This window comes from Dankookia sp. P2 (assembly GCF_050632255.1).
GTDB lineage: Bacteria > Pseudomonadota > Alphaproteobacteria > Acetobacterales > Acetobacteraceae > Paracraurococcus.
The window spans coordinates 5,837,550-5,853,632 of the sequence record NZ_CP192581.1 but is presented as its reverse complement, the minus strand read 5'-3'; the positions used below and the strand labels follow the sequence as shown (position 1 = coordinate 5,853,632).

The 16,083-nt window shown below is 70.8% G+C and carries 17 protein-coding genes and 3 pseudogenes; 10 read left to right on the top strand and 10 right to left on the bottom strand.

Going from position 1 to position 16,083, the window contains the following annotated elements; all coding sequences use genetic code 11:
• The first annotated feature begins 83 nt into the window (after positions 1 to 83).
• Together ACQ86J_RS34720 and ACQ86J_RS34715 are read left to right on the top strand one after the other, a co-directional pair.
• On the top strand, positions 84 to 752 hold the full coding sequence (locus ACQ86J_RS34720) for a hypothetical protein (RefSeq protein WP_431269089.1): 669 nt from the start codon (positions 84 to 86) through the stop codon (positions 750 to 752).
• Positions 710 to 835, top strand: coding sequence for a hypothetical protein (locus ACQ86J_RS34715; RefSeq protein ID WP_431269088.1), 126 nt, complete (start codon positions 710 to 712; stop codon positions 833 to 835). The genes ACQ86J_RS34720 and ACQ86J_RS34715 overlap by 43 nt, the downstream gene beginning before the upstream one ends.
• Positions 836 to 1,038: 203 nt before the next feature.
• On the opposite strand, the gene ACQ86J_RS34710 is transcribed toward ACQ86J_RS34715, so the two are convergent.
• From ACQ86J_RS34710 to ACQ86J_RS34690, 5 genes are all read right to left on the bottom strand, one after another.
• Complete coding sequence (locus ACQ86J_RS34710) at positions 1,039 to 1,650, bottom strand: glutathione S-transferase family protein (RefSeq protein ID WP_431269087.1); 612 nt, start codon at positions 1,648 to 1,650, stop codon at positions 1,039 to 1,041.
• Between the two features lie 20 nt (positions 1,651 to 1,670).
• Positions 1,671 to 1,913, bottom strand: a complete 243-nt coding sequence (locus tag ACQ86J_RS34705; RefSeq protein WP_431269086.1) for a DUF2269 family protein — start codon at positions 1,911 to 1,913, stop codon at positions 1,671 to 1,673.
• Positions 1,850 to 2,134 carry a DUF2269 family protein gene (locus ACQ86J_RS34700; RefSeq protein WP_431269085.1) on the bottom strand — a complete coding sequence of 95 codons (285 nt, stop codon included), beginning with the start codon at positions 2,132 to 2,134 and terminating at the stop codon, positions 1,850 to 1,852. The genes ACQ86J_RS34705 and ACQ86J_RS34700 overlap by 64 nt, the downstream gene beginning before the upstream one ends.
• Positions 2,131 to 2,691 (bottom strand): UGSC family (seleno)protein, encoded by a 561-nt coding sequence (locus ACQ86J_RS34695; protein WP_431269084.1) that lies wholly within the window; start codon positions 2,689 to 2,691, stop codon positions 2,131 to 2,133. The genes ACQ86J_RS34700 and ACQ86J_RS34695 overlap by 4 nt, the downstream gene beginning before the upstream one ends.
• A gap of 93 nt (positions 2,692 to 2,784) precedes the next feature.
• Positions 2,785 to 3,795, bottom strand: coding sequence for a hypothetical protein (locus tag ACQ86J_RS34690; RefSeq protein ID WP_431269083.1), 1,011 nt, complete (start codon positions 3,793 to 3,795; stop codon positions 2,785 to 2,787).
• Positions 3,796 to 3,897: 102 nt separating this feature from the next.
• Between ACQ86J_RS34690 and ACQ86J_RS34685 the strand changes: the two genes are divergently transcribed.
• The 5 genes and pseudogenes from ACQ86J_RS34685 to ACQ86J_RS34665 all read left to right on the top strand — a co-directional run bounded on the left by ACQ86J_RS34685 (position 3,898) and on the right by ACQ86J_RS34665 (position 8,267).
• Positions 3,898 to 4,224 (top strand): NIPSNAP family protein, encoded by a 327-nt coding sequence (locus ACQ86J_RS34685; RefSeq protein WP_431269082.1) that lies wholly within the window; start codon positions 3,898 to 3,900, stop codon positions 4,222 to 4,224.
• Positions 4,225 to 4,237: 13 nt separating this feature from the next.
• Entirely contained in the window at positions 4,238 to 5,317 is a 1,080-nt protein-coding gene (locus ACQ86J_RS34680; protein WP_431269081.1) for an arginase family protein, read from the top strand.
• Positions 5,318 to 5,356: 39 nt separating this feature from the next.
• Positions 5,357 to 5,893, top strand: a pseudogene (locus ACQ86J_RS34675) (hypothetical protein); the annotation flags it as partial.
• A gap of 124 nt (positions 5,894 to 6,017) precedes the next feature.
• Positions 6,018 to 6,764: a hypothetical protein gene (locus ACQ86J_RS34670; RefSeq protein ID WP_431269080.1), complete on the top strand. Its 747-nt coding sequence runs from the start codon at positions 6,018 to 6,020 to the stop codon at positions 6,762 to 6,764.
• Positions 6,765 to 6,848: 84 nt separating this feature from the next.
• Positions 6,849 to 8,267, top strand: a complete 1,419-nt coding sequence (locus ACQ86J_RS34665; protein WP_431269079.1) for a homospermidine synthase — start codon at positions 6,849 to 6,851, stop codon at positions 8,265 to 8,267.
• Positions 8,268 to 8,320: 53 nt separating this feature from the next.
• On the opposite strand, the gene ACQ86J_RS34660 is transcribed toward ACQ86J_RS34665, so the two are convergent.
• The 5 genes and pseudogenes from ACQ86J_RS34660 to ACQ86J_RS34640 form a co-directional block, all read right to left on the bottom strand.
• Positions 8,321 to 9,169: a zinc-dependent alcohol dehydrogenase family protein gene (locus ACQ86J_RS34660; protein WP_431269078.1), complete on the bottom strand. Its 849-nt coding sequence runs from the start codon at positions 9,167 to 9,169 to the stop codon at positions 8,321 to 8,323.
• A 232-nt stretch (positions 9,170 to 9,401) separates the two neighbouring features.
• Positions 9,402 to 10,535, bottom strand: a complete 1,134-nt coding sequence (locus ACQ86J_RS34655; RefSeq protein WP_431269077.1) for a zinc-dependent alcohol dehydrogenase family protein — start codon at positions 10,533 to 10,535, stop codon at positions 9,402 to 9,404.
• A gap of 12 nt (positions 10,536 to 10,547) precedes the next feature.
• Positions 10,548 to 12,464 (bottom strand): Bug family tripartite tricarboxylate transporter substrate binding protein, encoded by a 1,917-nt coding sequence (locus tag ACQ86J_RS34650; RefSeq protein WP_431269076.1) that lies wholly within the window; start codon positions 12,462 to 12,464, stop codon positions 10,548 to 10,550.
• 10 nt (positions 12,465 to 12,474) lie between these two features.
• Positions 12,475 to 13,089: a Bug family tripartite tricarboxylate transporter substrate binding protein gene (locus ACQ86J_RS34645; RefSeq protein ID WP_431269075.1), complete on the bottom strand. Its 615-nt coding sequence runs from the start codon at positions 13,087 to 13,089 to the stop codon at positions 12,475 to 12,477.
• 76 nt (positions 13,090 to 13,165) lie between these two features.
• A pseudogene (locus ACQ86J_RS34640) lies at positions 13,166 to 13,435 on the bottom strand (Bug family tripartite tricarboxylate transporter substrate binding protein); the annotation flags it as partial.
• Between the two features lie 167 nt (positions 13,436 to 13,602).
• Here ACQ86J_RS34640 and ACQ86J_RS34635 point away from each other — a divergent pair.
• The 3 genes and pseudogenes from ACQ86J_RS34635 (at position 13,603) to ggt (ending at position 16,066) form a co-directional block, all read left to right on the top strand.
• The gene (locus tag ACQ86J_RS34635) at positions 13,603 to 13,824 is read left to right on the top strand and encodes a DUF2795 domain-containing protein (protein WP_431269074.1); all 222 of its coding nucleotides are present in this window, start codon (positions 13,603 to 13,605) and stop codon (positions 13,822 to 13,824) included.
• Between the two features lie 11 nt (positions 13,825 to 13,835).
• Complete coding sequence (locus tag ACQ86J_RS34630; RefSeq protein ID WP_431269073.1) at positions 13,836 to 14,405, top strand: type 1 glutamine amidotransferase domain-containing protein; 570 nt, start codon at positions 13,836 to 13,838, stop codon at positions 14,403 to 14,405.
• A 57-nt stretch (positions 14,406 to 14,462) separates the two neighbouring features.
• Positions 14,463 to 16,066: pseudogene (ggt, locus tag ACQ86J_RS34625) on the top strand (gamma-glutamyltransferase).
• Positions 16,067 to 16,083 lie beyond the last annotated feature (17 nt).

The window sequence follows — 16,083 nt, the reverse complement described above, 5'->3', positions numbered from 1 at the left end:
CCTGCTGGTGCAGGCCTTCAGCCTGCCGCCCGGCTCGGCCAATCGCTACCGGGACGACGGCGGGACCAAGGAGACGAGACCTGATGAACCACGCGGAGGTCGCCCCGCTGCTGGCCGACCTCGACTGGGACCTGCACCCCGGCCCGATCGCGCCGCATGGAGACTGGCCGGTGGAGACGCGGGAGGAATTCGCCATCGCCGGCGTCGCCCGGCTGCCGATCGTGCGGGAGGCCTGCGAGAGCGGCCGCTACGACGCCATCGTGCTGCTCGGCGGCGGCGATCCCGGCTTCATGGAGGCGCGGGAGATCGGCCGGCGCCACCGCATCCCGGTGACCGCCAATGCGCATGCGCAGATGCACTTGGCGATGACGCTCGGCAACCGCTTCTCGATCATCGACATCTCCGAGGCGCACAACGCCCATATGGCGGAACTCGTAGTGCGCTACCGGATGACGCATGGCCTCGCCTCGATCCGCAACATCGACTACCCGCTGCCGCGCCGGCGCATCGCGGCCGGCCGACCCTGCGCGGCGAGGCGGAGGGCTTCGCCCGCGGCGAGGCCAGCGGCATGCTGGAGGCAGCGGTGCAGGCCGCGGCCGCGGCGCTGGAGGAGGATGGCGCGGAGGTGCTGCTGCTCGGCTGCAGCGGCGCCTTCTGGCTACAGGGACCGCTGCAGGCGCGACTGGCGGCGCTGGGCTGGGACGTGCCAGTGCTGGAGGGCTATCGCTGCGGCATCAAGCTGGCACGGCTGATGGTGCATCTCGGCGTCGATGCAAGCGGCATCACCTTTCCGGCCGATCCGCCGACGCATCGGCGGCGCCGGCGGATTGCCTAGAGCCGATCGCGGGAGGACGCGAAGGTCCGGACGCGGGGCCCTGCTCTGACAACAACGGGCCACAACGGTGCGGCCGTCACGCCTGAACGCCAACCGCTGCAGGGCAAGCGATGCCTGGGCGGCCCCGCCCAGGCGTCGTGAGCGGCGCGCGACCACAGGGCTGGCTCGTACGGCGCGAGCCCTCGTCGAAGGCGCCAGGCGGATCAGGCCGCGGCCGAGGGCCTCGCCTTCATCCGCTCCATCAGCCCGGTCACCGTGGTCAGCTCCGGCTTCACCGGCTGGCCGACCTGCGCGCCGAAATCGAGGAAGCAGAACAGCATGATGTCGGCGAGCGTCAGGCGGTCGCCGCAGACGAATTCACGCCCCTGGATCAGCCCATCCAGCCAGGTCAGCTTCTCCTGCGCCGTCAGCTTCAGGTCATCGGCCGCCTGCGGGATGCAGCGGATGCGGTTCTGAAAGAGCTTGAGGCCCTGGCTGAAGCGGAAGCCGTTGGTCATCGGCTCGATGATGTTGAGGTCGATCCGCCGCGTCCACATCCGCGTCTCGGCCCGCTGCTGCGGCGTCGCGCCGATCAGGCTTTCGCCGGGCGTGATCTCGTCGAGGTATTCGCAGATGGCGGTGATCTCGCCGAGGACGGAGCCGTCGTCGAGCTCGAGGCAGGGCATCTGGCCGGCCGGGTTCTTCGCCAGATAGGCCGGCTGGCGGTTCTCGCCGCCGCGCAGGTCGATGGTGGTCTTCGGCAGCTCGATCCCGCGCTCCGCCATGAACATGCGGACGACGCGTGGATTGGGCCCGATCGAGTCATACAGCAGCATTGTCTTGTTCCTCCCGTGGTTCAGGACTTGGCTACCATGCTCCACATTGCGCCGACCAGCGGGACGGTGGCGACCAGCCCCCAGACGATCCAGCGGCGCCCGAGCGCGAAATAGAAGTCCGGAATCTCCCCATCCGCGGCGAAGTCGCGCGCCATGCGCGCCTGGCGGATCTGGATCGGCACCAGCAGGAACAGCCAGATCATTCCAGCAATGACGAACTGCACTTCCGACCAGACCAGCCAGTCGTCGCGCAGCGGGTCCATGCCCGCCATCCAGGCCGCGGCGAAGCCCCCACCACCAGCAGCACGATGCCCCAGAAGGTGAAGAACCAGTCGGTGACGGTCACCAATCGCTGGGCGAAGCCGATGATGCGCGCATCGCGCGTGCGGTCGGCATAGAGCTTCCAAATCGAGGTGACGGTGACATTGCCGACCAGCAGCACCATGCCCGACAGGTGGATCAGCTTCCAGAATTCGTAGCTCACCGGGTGGTCAGTGCCCCAGCCACACCGCCTGCGCCTGCAACGCGATCTGCGCCACGCGCGCGGCGACTTCCTCGGCCGTGATGGAGCTGACGGGGTGGTCGATCACCACCGGGCGCAGCCCCGGCATGCCGAGCGCCGCCCGGGTCAGCCTGGTCTCCTCGACGAATTCTGGTGGTGATGATGCAGGCCGCAGGCACGCCCAGCCGTTCCAGCGCGATGCTGTCCCGCACGCAGCAGGAACAGCAGGACCCGCAATCGCCGATCGCCGTCAGCACGATGTCGCACTCGGCGGCCAGCTTTGCGATCAAGGCTGGGTCCGCGTCCTTCGAGAAGCTGTGCTTCACGGCATAGGTGACGGCGGCGAAGCGCAGCGAGCCCTCCAGCGCCGCCTGCGCCCCGCGCAGCAGCTTGTTGGCGTTCCACTTGCTGTTGTCGAGAATGCCGAGCCGCAGCCCGCCCAACGCCGCTGGACGTGGCGCGATGGGAGTCTCGGCGCTGTCGACCCTGCCGCGCGGGTCGAAGACGAAGCGGCTATCGGCATCGAGTGTCGTAAGCATGACTCCCCTCCCTTCAGATCGCACAGACGCCGCCGGCGCAATCCGGCCCGTCCGGTGCCGCCGCTTCGCCAACCGGCTTCACCACCGGCGTGTTCATGTGCCCCAGCCCGGGATGAAGGCGGAGAACCGCCCGGCATGCCCGCCGACGACAAAGAGGTGGATGTTGTCCGGGCTTGGCACGACGGGAATGCGGCTGTCCGGGTCCCGCTTGTACCATTTCGGCAGGTTGCGGTTGTAGACGCGGCCGTAGCGGTGGTCCCGGCTGATCAGCCGGAAGGTATTGCCGCTGTGCATCCAGAGGTAATGGCGGATGTCGTGCCGGGTCCAGCCGTGCCGGGCGATGTCCCGCGCATGCTCGAGCCCCAGCGCCACCGCGCAATGCCCGGACAGCACCGCGTTGTTGGAGGCGATGGTGCTCATTGCCGAGCAGATGGTGTCGAGGATGCCCTCGGGGTCGTTGCACTGGTGGTCGGTGACGCTGTGCGGCGCCTCAGCGGCCATGGCGAAGACCGTGCTGTCGCCAGGCCTCCAGCCGTGCTCGACGTGGTAGGGCGCGAAGGGGCTCTCCGCCTCGTTCTCGCAGATGGCATAGCTGTACTTGGCCGGGTTGCCGAGCGTGCACTTGTCGAGGTCGGGCGGATGCGCCCCGCCGACATTCAGCATCATCAGCCGGATGGCGCGGCCGATCGTCGCATTCGCGCGGTTGCCCGGGCCGAAGGCATTAGCGCCGCCATTCATGCCGGCCGCGCGCGCCGCCGGCCCGTTCACGATGACCAGGGGCGCGGCCATGTGCGTCGTCGCCTGCACGCCGTTCAGGTTGAAGGCGGGGTCGCAGAGCGCCAGCATCGCCGCCCGCAGCACCGGCGCATGGGCCGGCAGGCAGCCGGCCATGACGGCATTGATCGCCAGCACCTCACGCGTCAGCAGGCCCCAGCGCGGCGCGACCTTGCATTCCACGAGGTCCGGCTCGCCGCCCAGCCCAGCGACGAAATCCGCCACCTTCGCCGGGGTCGGCGGCACCACCGGCAGGCCATCGGTCCAGCCTGCGGCGTAATAGTACTCGACGAGGTCGGTGCCGGCCTCGACGGCGGTGGCGATCGACATGCGCGTCTCCCCTTTCGCGCCATCCTGCACCGGCCGGGCCCCGGCTTCCAGCCGCCCCCGATCGCGGGCTAGCATCCCCCACCCACAAGGGAGGAACCCGCCATGATCCACGAGCTTCGCATCTATCACTGCCTGCCGAACCGCCTGCCGGCCCTGCTGAACCGCTTCAACACGGTCACGCTGAAGCTCTGGGACAAGTACGGCATCCGCCAGGCCGGCTTCTGGACCACGCTGGTCGGCCCCTCCAACCACGCGCTCTACTACCTCGTGGAATGGGAAAGCCTGGCGGAGCGCGAGGACAAGTGGAACCGCTTCGCCGTGGACCCGGACTGGGTGGCCGCCCGCACGGCGTCCGAGGCCGACGGTCCGATCCTCGAGCGGGTCGAGAACATGTTCCTGCAGCCGACCGCCTTCTCCGCCGTCAAGTAGGCGGCGCATCCGCATGGCCGGCACCCCGACCTTCGCCACCCCGCCGGGCTTTCTCGGCATCACGCGGCAGGATCCGGGGGCCGGCGTCTGCATCGCCGGCGTGCCGCTCGATATCGGCACCACCAACCGCGCCGGCACGCGCGACGGCCCGGCGGCGATCCGCCGGGCCAGCCGCATGCTGGTGGACGGCGTCCACCCGCAGCACTGGACCGACCCGCGCAGCCTCGACATCGCCGATCTCGGCGACTTCGCCATCGCGCTCGGCGACATCCCGGCCAGCCTGGCGCTGATCGAGCGGCAAGCCGCCGCCTGCGCCCATCTGGTGACCTTCGGCGGCGAGCACCTGGTGACCCTGCCGCTGCTGCGCGCCCTCGCCCGGCGGCTCGGCGGGCCGGTCGGCCTGCTGCACATGGATGCGCATGTCGACACCTGGGAGACGAATCTCGGCCAAAGTCTGGCGCATGGCTCGGTCTTCTTCCACGCCATCCGGGAGGGGATCGTCGACCCGAAGCGGATGATCCAGATCGGCATCCGCTCCCCGGTAGACCGGGAGACCTGGGACTGGACCCTCGCGCAGGGCGTCACGGTGGTGACGGCGCAGGAGGCGCACGAGACCACCCCGGCGGCGCTGGCCGACCGGGTGCGCGGCGTGCTCGGCGCGGCCCCCTGCTACCTCTCCTTCGACATCGATGCGCTGGACCCCGCCTTCGCGCCGGGCACCGGCACGCCGGAGGTCGGCGGCCTTGCCAGTTGGCAGGCGCAAGCGCTGCTGCGGCGCCTCGGCGGCCTCGAATGGCGCGGGATGGATCTGGTCGAGGTCTCCCGGCGCATGACCATGCCGAGATCACCGCGCTGGCCGGCGCCACCATGGCCTGGGAATACCTGGCCCTGCTGGCCAGGTCCTGACGGCGCCCCGCCGGCAAGTTTCCGGCAATCCGCCACCGGCTCCGGCGGTCATGCCCGTGGCTCCGCCGAGCCCCCACAAAAAACATGGCAATCCCGGCCGGGAGGCACTATTTCTCCGGCCGCGCTGCCCGTGAGGGGTGGCGCTGACGCCATCGCACGTGCCGCGAGCCCCAAGCCGGTCCAGTGACCCGGGGCACAGCAACGACGGGACGCGTCCTTTTCGTCCATGCCGGCGCCTTCGGGAGCTGGGGTCGCAAGGGATTGTCTATGTCGCTCGAACGCTCCGCGGCGCTGCCCAGTCCGCACCGCATCGTCTGAAGGCCGGCCGGGCCCAGCCCGGCCCCCATCCATGCCATGCCGATCCGCCGCGCCCCGTGCGTGGCGTGATGCCGTGAGGACCCGACCGATGGACCTGATCCGCGCCCGCGCTGCCGTCGCCCCGCTGCGCCGCGACCTCGATGCCGCCAACGCCCTGCCGACCGTGGATGCCCTGGTCGCCGTCGCGCGGCCGGAGGAGCCGATGCACTGCCTGCGCCCCGCCGCCATCGCCGCGGCCGCGGCCGCCTTCGTCCAGGGCTTCCCGGGCGAGACACTCTATGCGGTGAAGTGCAACCCGGAACCTGCCGTGCTGCGTGCGGTCTGGGACGGCGGCGTGCGCCATTTCGACTGCGCCTCGGCCGCCGAGGTGGCGCTGGTCCGCAGCATTTTCCCGGCGGCCGGCATCCACTTCATGCACCCGGTGAAAGCCCGCGGCGCGATCCGCGAGGCTTGGCAGTGCCAGGGCGTGCGGGACTTCGTCCTCGACACGGCGGAGGAGCTTCGCCAAGATCCTGGCCGAGACCGGCGGCGACGCGGCGCAGGGCCTCGGACTCTTCGTCCGGCTTGCCTTGCCCAAGGGCGTCGCTCGCTACGACCTGTCCGGCAAGTTCGGCGCCGAGGCGGCCGATGCCGTCGCCCTGCTGCGCGCGGCGCGGCCGCATGCGGCGCGGCTCGGCCTGCATTTCCATGTGGGGTCCCAGTGCCTGGACCCGCTGGCCTGGCGCCGCGCCATGGAACTCGTCGGCCAGGTGGCCCGCGCCGCGGGCGTGCCGCTCGAGGTGGTGGATGTCGGCGGCGGCTTTCCCGTCGCCTATCCGGACGTCACGCCGCCTCCGCTCGGCGCCTTCTTCGCCGAGATCGAGGCCGCCTTCGAGGCGCTGGACCTGCCGGGCGCGGTGCTCTGGGCGGAGCCGGGCCGGGCGCTGGTGGCCAGCGGCGGCAGCGTGGTGGTGCAGGTGCAGCAGCGCCGCGGCCATGAGCTGTATGTGAACGATGGCGTCTATGGCGCGCTGTCGGATGCCGGCGCGCCGGGCTTCGTCTTCCCCTGCCGGCTGATCCGGCCGGAAGGGGTCGCAAGCCAGGCATTGCAGGGCTTCGCTCTGTACGGCCCGACCTGCGACAGCGCCGACCGCATGGCCGGGCCCTTCTGGCTGCCGGCGGATGTGCAGGAGGGCGACTGGATCGAGATCGGCCAGCTCGGCGCCTATGGCGCCTGCCTGCGCACCGCCTTCAACGGCTTCGACCGGGCCCGCCTGGTCGAGGTCCGCGACCGCCCGATGCTCGACGCGACGGGCGAGGCCGCGCTCGCGGCCTGACATCGGATTGCCTTTTTACTGGGGCGGCCCCGCTGGCCTATGGCGGCGGGGCCGCCCGACCGCGTGCCCAGGAGTACCCTTACCGTGATCCACGCTTCCTTCTCCGGCCGTCTGGTGATGCTTGGCTTCGGCAGCATCGGCCAGGGCGTGTTGCCCCTGATCCTGCGCCATATCGACCTGCCGAAGGACCGGATCACGATCGTGACCGCCGAGGAGCGCGGCCATGAGGTCGCGGCTGAATACGGCGTGAAATTCGTGGTCGAAGCGGCGACGCGGGAGAACTACCGCGACCTACTGACTCCGCTGCTGCGGAAGGGCGATTTCCTGCTGAACCTCTCGGTCGACGTCTCCTCGGTCGCGCTGATGCAGCTGTGCCGGGAGCTCGACGTGCTCTACCTCGACACCGTCGTGGAGCCCTGGCTGGGCGGCTATACCGACCCGTCGCTGTCGCCCTCCGAGCGGTCGAACTATGCGATGCGCGAGAGCGCGCTGGCGCTGCGCGAGTCCTTGCGCGGCGGCCCGACCTCGGTCACCGCGCATGGCGCCAATCCCGGCCTGGTCAGCCATTTTGTCAAGCAGGCGCTGCTCGACATCGCGCGCGACACCGGCGCACCGGTGGAGAGCCTGCCGCCAGCCCGCGACCGCGCCGCCTGGGCGCGGATCGCGCAGGGCCTCGGCATCAAGGTGATCCACATCGCCGAGCGCGACACCCAGGTGGCCGACCGGCCGAAGCGCCCCGGCGAGTTCGTCAATACCTGGTCGGTGGACGGCTTCGTCGGCGAGGGCTGCCAGCCGGCCGAGCTCGGCTGGGGCACGCATGAGAAGGCGCTGCCGGCTGACGGCCGCCGACACGAGAGCGGCTGCGACGCGGCCATCTACCTGCTGCGGCCGGGCGCCTCGACCCGTGTCCGCACCTGGACGCCGCTGGAAGGTCCCTTCCACGGCTTCCTGATCACCCACAACGAGAGCATCTCGATCGCCGACTACTACACGGTGCGCAATGCCGATGGCAGCGTCGCCTACCGGCCAACCTCGCACTACGCCTACCACCCCTGCGACGACGCGGTACTGTCGGTGCACGAGCTGGCCGGCAAGAATTGGCAGATGCAGCCGGAGAAGCGGCTGATGACGGACGAGATCATCCGCGGCATGGACGAGCTCGGCGTGCTGCTGATGGGCCACAAGAAGGGCGCGTATTGGTACGGCTCGCGCCTGACGATCGAGCAGGCGCGCGGCCTGGTGCGGCACAACAACGCCACCTCGCTGCAGGTGACGGTGGCGGTGCTGGCCGGGGTGATCTGGGCGATGGAGAACCCGCGCCAGGGCCTGGTCGAGTCCGACGAGCTGGACCACGCCCGCATCCTCGAGATCTGCGCGCCTTATCTTGGCGAACTCGTCGGCGTCTATTCCGACTGGACGCCGCTGCAGGACCGAGCTGCGCTGTTCCCGGAAGATATCGACGCGAGCGACCCCTGGCAGTTCAGCAACATCCGGGTGGCCTGACGGCAGCAAGGGCGGGGGGAGGTTTCTTCCCGCACCCCTTCCATTCTTGTGAGTCAGGGCGCCAGGACTAGGGCGCCCGTCACCTTCCCGGCGCGCAGGCGGTCAAGCGCCAGAGCGGCAGAGGATAGCGGCAGGAGCTCGACTTCGGTGCGCACGGGCACCTTGGGCGCCAGCGCGATGAAGGCCTCCCCATCGGCGCGCGTGAGGTTGGCCACCGAGCGGATGCTCCGCTCTTCCCACAGGATAGAATAGGGGAAGCTCGGGATATCGCTCATGTGGATGCCGGCGCAGACCACCGTGCCGCCGCGATCCACCGCCCGCAGCGCTGCCGGCACCAGCGCCCCGACGGGCGCGAAGAGGATCGCCGCATCCAGCGGCTCCGGCGGCGCTTCCTCGGATCCACCGGCCCAGACGGCGCCCAGCCCGCGCGCGAAATCCTGCGCCACCTGGTCGCCGTCGCGGGTGAAGGCATAGACCTCCCGCCCCTCGTGCCGCGCCACCTGCGCCACGATATGCGCAGCCGCCCCGAAGCCGTAGAGGCCGAGCCGCCGCGGGTCGCCCGCCATGCGCAGCGCCCGGTGGCCGATCAACCCGGCGCAGAGCAGCGGCGCCGCCTCGGCATCGGCATAGGAGGCCGGGACGCGCAGGCAGAACCGCGCATCCGCGACCGCATACTCCGCATAGCCGCCATCGATCTGGTAGCCGGTGAAGCGCGCCGCGGCGCAGAGATTCTCCCGCCCCGAGCGGCAGAACCGGCAGGTCCCGCAGGTGGAACCCAGCCAGGGGACACCGACCCGGTCGCCGATTGCGAAACGCTCCACGCCCGGCCCCGTCGCCACCACGCGCCCGACGATCTCGTGGCCCGGGATCACGCAGGGCTTCGGTGCGGGAAGCTTCGCCATCCACCACATGCAGGTCGGTCCGGCAGACCGCGCAGGCGGCGACCCGCAACAGCACCTGGCCGGGCCCCGGCACGGGATCGGGCACCGCCTCCGCCACCAACCGGCCAGGGCGGTGCAGCCGCATGGCCCGCATCGCAGCCTCCCCTCGCAGCACGACCAGTCGGATAACCGATCCGGCCGGACGGCTGCGTCACCCCTCCCCCATCACGATCGGGCGGGGCACCGGATTGCCTTACATGTTCGGCCGCAACACCTGCCGCAGCACGCTACCATCCGACAGCCGGTCGAAGCCGGCATTGATCTCGGACAGCGGCAGGAAGCCGCTCTTCAGCGACCCCACCGGTAGCTTGCCGCGCTTGTAGAGTCCGAGGAAGCGCGGGATGTCGCGCTCGGCGATGCAGGAGCCCATATAGCTGCCGAGGATGCTCTTCTCGTCCGAGACGAGCCCGGAATGCATATAGGAGAAATTCGCCCCCTGCGCCGGCAGCCCGGCGCTGACCACGCTGCCGCCGCGCGCGGTGATGGCATAGGCGAGTTCCATCGCGCGGATATTGCCTGCCGTCTCGATCACCGTGTCGACGCCGCCATCAGTCGCCGCCTTGACCTGCTCGACGCAATCCTTGTCGGTGGCCAGGAAGGTGTCCGTCGCCCCCCATTGCCGAGCCAGGCCGAGCTTCTCTGCGCTGGTGTCGATGGCGATGATCCGCTCGGCACCGCCCGCGATGGCGGCGAACAGCGCGTTCATCCCTACGCCGCCGAGGCCCACCACCGCGATGGTGTCGCCGGCCTGCATCTTCGCGGTATTCAGCACCGCCCCGGCGCCGGTCATCACCGCACAGCCAAAGATCGCCGCATCCTCCAGCGGTACCGAGGAGTCGATCTTCACCGCGGAACGCCGCCCCACCACGGCATATTGCGCGAAGAGCGACAGGCCGCTCCCGTGGTTGATCGCCTCCCCGTTCAGCCGCTTAATCCGCTTGGCGCCGGACAGCAGCGTCCCCGCGGCGCGTGCCGCGTTGCCGGCATTGCAGATGTTCGACCGGCCGCGCACGCAGTTGCGGCAGACCCCGCAGGAGGCGACGAAGACCGTCACCACATGGTCGCCCGGCTTCAGGTCGGTGACGCCCTCGCCGCATTCGCGGACGATCCCGGCGCCCTCATGCCCGATCACCACAGGCAGCGGCCGCGGCCGGATGCCCTCGATGGCGGAAAGGTCGGAATGGCAGAGCCCGGCCGCGGCGACCTCGATCAGCACCTCGCCGGGGCCGGGGCCTTCCAGCTCGACATCCTCGATCACCAGGGCGTTGGAGGTGGCATAGGGGCGCGGCTTCCCCTGCTCGAACATGATCGCGGCCTGCATGCGCATCGGTGATTTTCCCTATTCGGCCTTCATGCCCGCCTCGCGGGCGACCTCCGCCCAGGCGCCAAGGTCGGCCCGGATGCGGCTGGCGGATTCCTCCGGCCCGAGGGCCAGCACGACGGAGGCCTGGCTGGCGAGGCGGTCCTGCACCTCCCGCGTCCGCAGCAGCGCCGCCATGTCGTCCGCCATGCGGCGGACCAGCGGCGCCGGCGTCCCGGCCGGCGCCAGCAGCCCGTACCAGACGCCTGTATCGACCAGCGGATGGCCGAGCTCGGCCAGCGTCGGCACATCCGGCAGCTCCGGCGCCCGCTGCGGCGAGAGCACTGCCAACGGCCGGATCTGGCCGTTGCGGAAGCCGCCGATGGTGCCGACCAGCGTACCGACGGTCAGCGGCACCAGCCCCGCCACCACGTCCTGCATCGCCGGCGCGGTGCCCTTGTAGGGCACATGCGTCAGCTGGATGCCAAGCGCACGCTGCAGCAGCTTCCCGCCGTAATGCCCGTTGCCGCCGATGCCGGTGGTGGCGAAGCTGAGCGCGCCCGGCTTCGCCCGAGCCGCCGCGACCAGCTCCGCCAGGCTGCGCCAGGGCTGCTGCGTGCCGCACCAGAGCACGTTCGGCGAGACGGCGATGGCATGCACCGGCGCGAAGTCGCCGATCGGGTCATAGGGCAGCTTCGCATAGAGCGGCGGGTTCATGACGTGGTTGTTCGCCGCCAGCAGCAGCGTATGGCCATCGGGGGCGGAGCGCGCCACGGCCTCCGTCGCGATAGTCGCATTGGCGCCGCCGCGGTTCTCGATCACCACCGGCTGGCCCCAGGCCGCCTGCAGCCCGGGCGCCACGGCGCGGGCGATGAAGTCGGTCGGCCCGCCCGGCGGGAAGCCGACGAAGAGCCGCACCGGCCGCTCCGGCCAGGCCGCCCGGGCCGGTCCCGCCGCCAGCAGCGCCGGCAGCGCCAGCAGGGATCGCCGCGTCGCGCTCATTCGGCGCGGATCCCGATGGCGCGCGCCACCTCGATGCTCTCCTCCATCTCCCGCCTGATGCGGGCGCCGAACTCCGCCGGCCCCTCGTCCAGCACCACGCCGCCCTGGTCGATGATGCGGGCGCGGATCTCTGGGCGCCGCAGGACCGTGCGTGCATCCGTCGCGATCCGCTGCACGACGGCCGGCGGCACGCCGGCCGGCCCGACCAGGCCGAACCAAGGGCTGGTATCGGGGATGTCGAGGTCGCTCTCGGCTAGGGTCGGCACATCCGGCAGCGCCTCCACGCTGCGGCGCGCAGACCGCGATCGCGCGGATCGCCCCCGCGCGCGCCAGGGTCAGCGCCCCGGAAAGGGTTGCGAAGCTGATCGGCACCCGGCCGCCGATCAGGTCCTGCAGCGCCGGCGCCGCGCCGCGATAGGCGATGTGGGTCAGGTCGACCTTGGCCTTCCGCGCGAACATGCCGCCGGCGAAGTGGCCGGAGGAGCCGTTGCCCGAGGTGGCATAGGCCAGCGTGCCCTCCTTCCGCGCCAGCGCCACCACGTCCCGCGCGGCCTTCAGCGGCGAGTCCTTCGGCACGAAGAGCACGGTCGGAGAGCCGTAGAGCAGCGCGATCGGGGTGAAGTCGGCGATGCTGTCATAGGGCAGCTTCGGGTAGATCGCCGGGTTGCTGCTGTGGACGCTGGTCGCCAGCAGCAGGGTATAGCCGTCCGGCGCGCTATGGGCGACGACCTCGGTCGCCAGCACCGCGCTGGCGCCGGGACGGTTCTCGATCACCACCGGCTGGCCCCAGAGCGTCGTCAGCGGGTCCTGGAACAGCCGGGCGACGAAATCTGTCGGCCCGCCCGCGGTATAGCCGACGATCAGCCGCACCGGCTTGTCCGGCCATGTCCCCTGGGCGCGGGCCATGGCCGGCAGCAGCGGCAGCAGCCCGAGCGAACGGCGGGTCAGGCGCATGGTCGTCTCCCTACTCGGCCTTGATGCCGGCGGCGCGGGCGATTCCGGCCCAGCGCGAGATCTCGGCATTGTAGCGGGCGGTGAATCTCGCCGGCCCCTCGCCCACCGGGATGGCCGCCTGCTCGACGAATCGGGCGCGGATCTCCGGCTGGCGCAGCAGGCCGATGACATCGTCGGCGATCTTTGCCTGCACTGCCTGCGGCGTCCCGGCCGGCACCAGCAGCCCGTACCAGACGCCGCAATCGGGAATGTCGAAGCCGAGTTGCCGCAACGTGGGCAGGTCCGGCAGCGCCGCGACCCGGCTGTCGCCGGCGACCGCCAGCGCCCGCAGCTTGCCCTCGCGCAGCAGCGGCATGGCGCCGGCGAGCGTGCTGAAGGTCAGCGGCACCCGCCCGCCGACCACGTCGGTCAGCGCCGGCGGCGCGCCGCGATAGGCGATGGAGGTGAGCTCGATCCCGGCGGCGCGGGCGAAGGAGGCGCCGGCGAATTGCCCGGGCGAACCATTGCCGGAGACCGCATAGGCAAGGCCCGGCTGCGCCTTCGCCGCTGCGACCAGGTCCGCCACGCTGCGCCAGGGCGAATCGGCGCCGACGAAGAGCACGGTGGGCGAGATGTAGATCAGCACCACCGGGGCGAGCTTCGGACGGCTCGTACGGCATGCGCGGCATGATCGCCGGGTTCATTGTGTTCGGGCTGTTGCCGAGCAGGATCGTGTAGCCGTCCGGCGCGCTGCGAACCGTGGCCTCGGAGGCTATGATGCCGCTCGCGCCGGGGCGGTTCTCGATCACCAGCGGCTGGCCCCACAAGCCCTGGAGATGCGGCTGCAGCAGGCGCGCGGCGAAATCGGTCGGGCCGCCGGCGGGATAGCCGATCAGCAGCCGGACCGGCTTGTCCGGCCATGCGCCCTGGGCACGGGCAACGAAGGGTGCGGCAAGGCCGGCCGCCAGCAACGCACGGCGCTGCGCGCGCATCCCGGCCGAGGGGCCACTTCCTGTCCGCATCGTTTCCTCCGGCACGGCTGCCATTCCGGCAGGCCGCATACGGCAGACGATCCGACCCCGAGCCGGGCGCGTCAAGTCGCCGCAACCCCGGTCGTGCCGGGCCGTTCTGCGCGCTGGCACACACGGAGGAGAAAGCCATGACTCGCGGTCTCGGCGGGCACTCGCCCGCGAATGTCACGCACCACCTGAAGGGCATCCACTTCCCGGCGAAGAAGCAGGATTTGGTGAAGCAGGCCAAGAAGAACGGTGCCGAGAAGGACATCATGGACGTGCTGAACGGCATGGAGGAGCAGGAATTCGCCAGCATCGCCGAGGTCATGAAGGCGGTCGGCGAGGTCGAACGCGACATGCAGACCTGAGGCGTCCGGACATGGCAAGAGAACTCAGCGGCAAGGCGGTTGCCGTCCTGGCCACCGACGGCGTCGAGCAGGTGGAACTCACCGAACCGGTGAAGGCGCTCAAGGCGGCCGGCGCCACGGTGCACGTAGTCTCGCCGAAGGACGGCTCGCTGCAGGGCTGGAACCACTTCGACAAGGCCGACATGATTCCGGTGGACCAGGCTCTCGAGCACGCCGACCCGGCGGCCTACGCGGCGCTGCTGCTGCCGGGCGGCGTCATCAACCCGGACCAGTTGCGGCTGCAGCCGAAGGCCATCGCCTTCATCCGGCATTTCGTCGAGCAGCGGAAGCCGATCGCGGCGATCTGCCACGGGCCCTGGACGTTGATTGATGCCGGCGGGGTGGAGGGTCGGAAGATGACCTCCTGGCCCTCCTTGCAGACCGATTTGCGCAATGCCGGTGCGGAGTGGGTGGACCAGGAGGTCGTCACCGACCAGGGTCTCGTCACCTCCCGCAAGCCGGACGACATCCCGGCCTTCTCGCGGAAGATGATCGAAGAATCCCGCGAGGGTCGGCATACCGGGCGGCAGGCTGCGGAGTAGGCTTCCGCCGCGGCGCCGGGCGTGCTGCCATGGCGGGGTTCATCGAGGGAGCCCGCCATGCATCCGGCCCTGCGCAGCCACCGGCCGTTGATCATGGGACGCCGCGGCGCGGTCGCCACCAACCATCCCATTGCTACCCAGGCCGGCCTCGACGTGCTGCGGGCCGGCGGAACGGCGGTGGATGCCACCATCGCCGTGTCGCTGATGCTCGGCGTCGTCGAGCCGGCGATGTCCGGCCTCGGCGGCGACGGATTCTTCAACGTCCACTTGGCCGGCGCGCCGGGTTTCTGCGTCAACGCTACCGGCGCCGCGCCGGTGGCGGCGACGCCCGAGGCCTATCGCGACGGCATCCCGGTCGCCGGCCCCCGCAGCACCTCGACGCCCGGGCTGCTGGCCGGGCTGGCGCTGCTGCATGCGCGGTATGGCACCCTGCCCTGGGCCCGGCTGGTGGCGCCGGCGACCGAGGCGGCGCGGGACGGCTTCGCCGCGACCCATGCCTATAGCCACTTCGCCTCGGAATGCCTGGCCAAGCTGCGGGCCAGCGCGCCCAGCGCGGCACGCTTCCTGGCGGATGGCGCCGCCCCGGCACTCGGCGCCATGGTGGTGCAGCCGGAACTCGCCGAAACGCTCGCAGAGATCGCCACGGAGGGCGCCGAGGGCTTCTACCGCGGCCGGCTGGCGGCCCGGCTCCTGGCCGGCATCGCCGCGGCGGGCGGGGTGGTCGCGGCCGCCGACCTCGCCGCGTGCACGGCCGAGATCCAGCCACCCATCGCCATCCCCTTCCGCGGCTTCGAGGTGCGCCAGACCCCGCCGATCCCACCGGCTTCACCTTCCTGCAGATGCTGCGCATCCTCGACCGGTTCGACTTGGCGGCGCATGACCTGGACAGCGCCGGGCTGATCCACCTGATGGTCGAGGCGAAGAAGCGCGCCTTCTGCGACCGCGAGCGCTGGGGCGCCGACCCGCGCGGACGCGACATCCCGCTCGAGCGCCTGCTCTCGGCGGATTACGCCGCGCAACAGGCGGCGCTGATCGACCCGCATCGCGCGGCCGATCTGCCGGTGCGGCCAGAGAAGGAAAGCGACACCACCTATTTCTGCGTGGTGGATGCGGCGGGCAATGTGGTCTCCGCCATCCAGTCGATCAACTCCGCCTTCGGCAGCGGCGTGACGGCGGGCGATACCGGCGTGCTGCTGAACAACCGCATGGCCTATTGGCACCTGGAGGAGGGCCATCCGAACCGGCTCCGGCCGGGGATGCGGGTGCGGCACACCATGAACGCGCCGATGGTCTTCAAGGACGGCGCCTTCTGGGGCGTCTTCGGCACCCCGGGCGCGGACAACCAGGTGCAGGTTAACCTGCAGGTCATGGTCGCCATGGCGGTCCACGGGCTCGACCCGCAGCAGGCGCTCGAGATGCCGCGCTGGACCAGCAACCAGCTGGGTCAGCCGGCCAACTACCCGCATATTGGCGATGCCATCCTGACGCTGGAAGCCGGGCTTGCCGATGCGGCGAAGACGCTGGAAGCCATGGGGCACCAAGTGAAGGTGGTGCCACCATTCGAGGGCCCTTGCAGCGTCGAGGCGATCCGCCTGTTGGAGAACGGCGTGCGCATGGCCGGCAGCGATCCGCGCCGGGACGGCTGGGCCGCGGCCTATTGAGGCATCTTGCCGCGCCG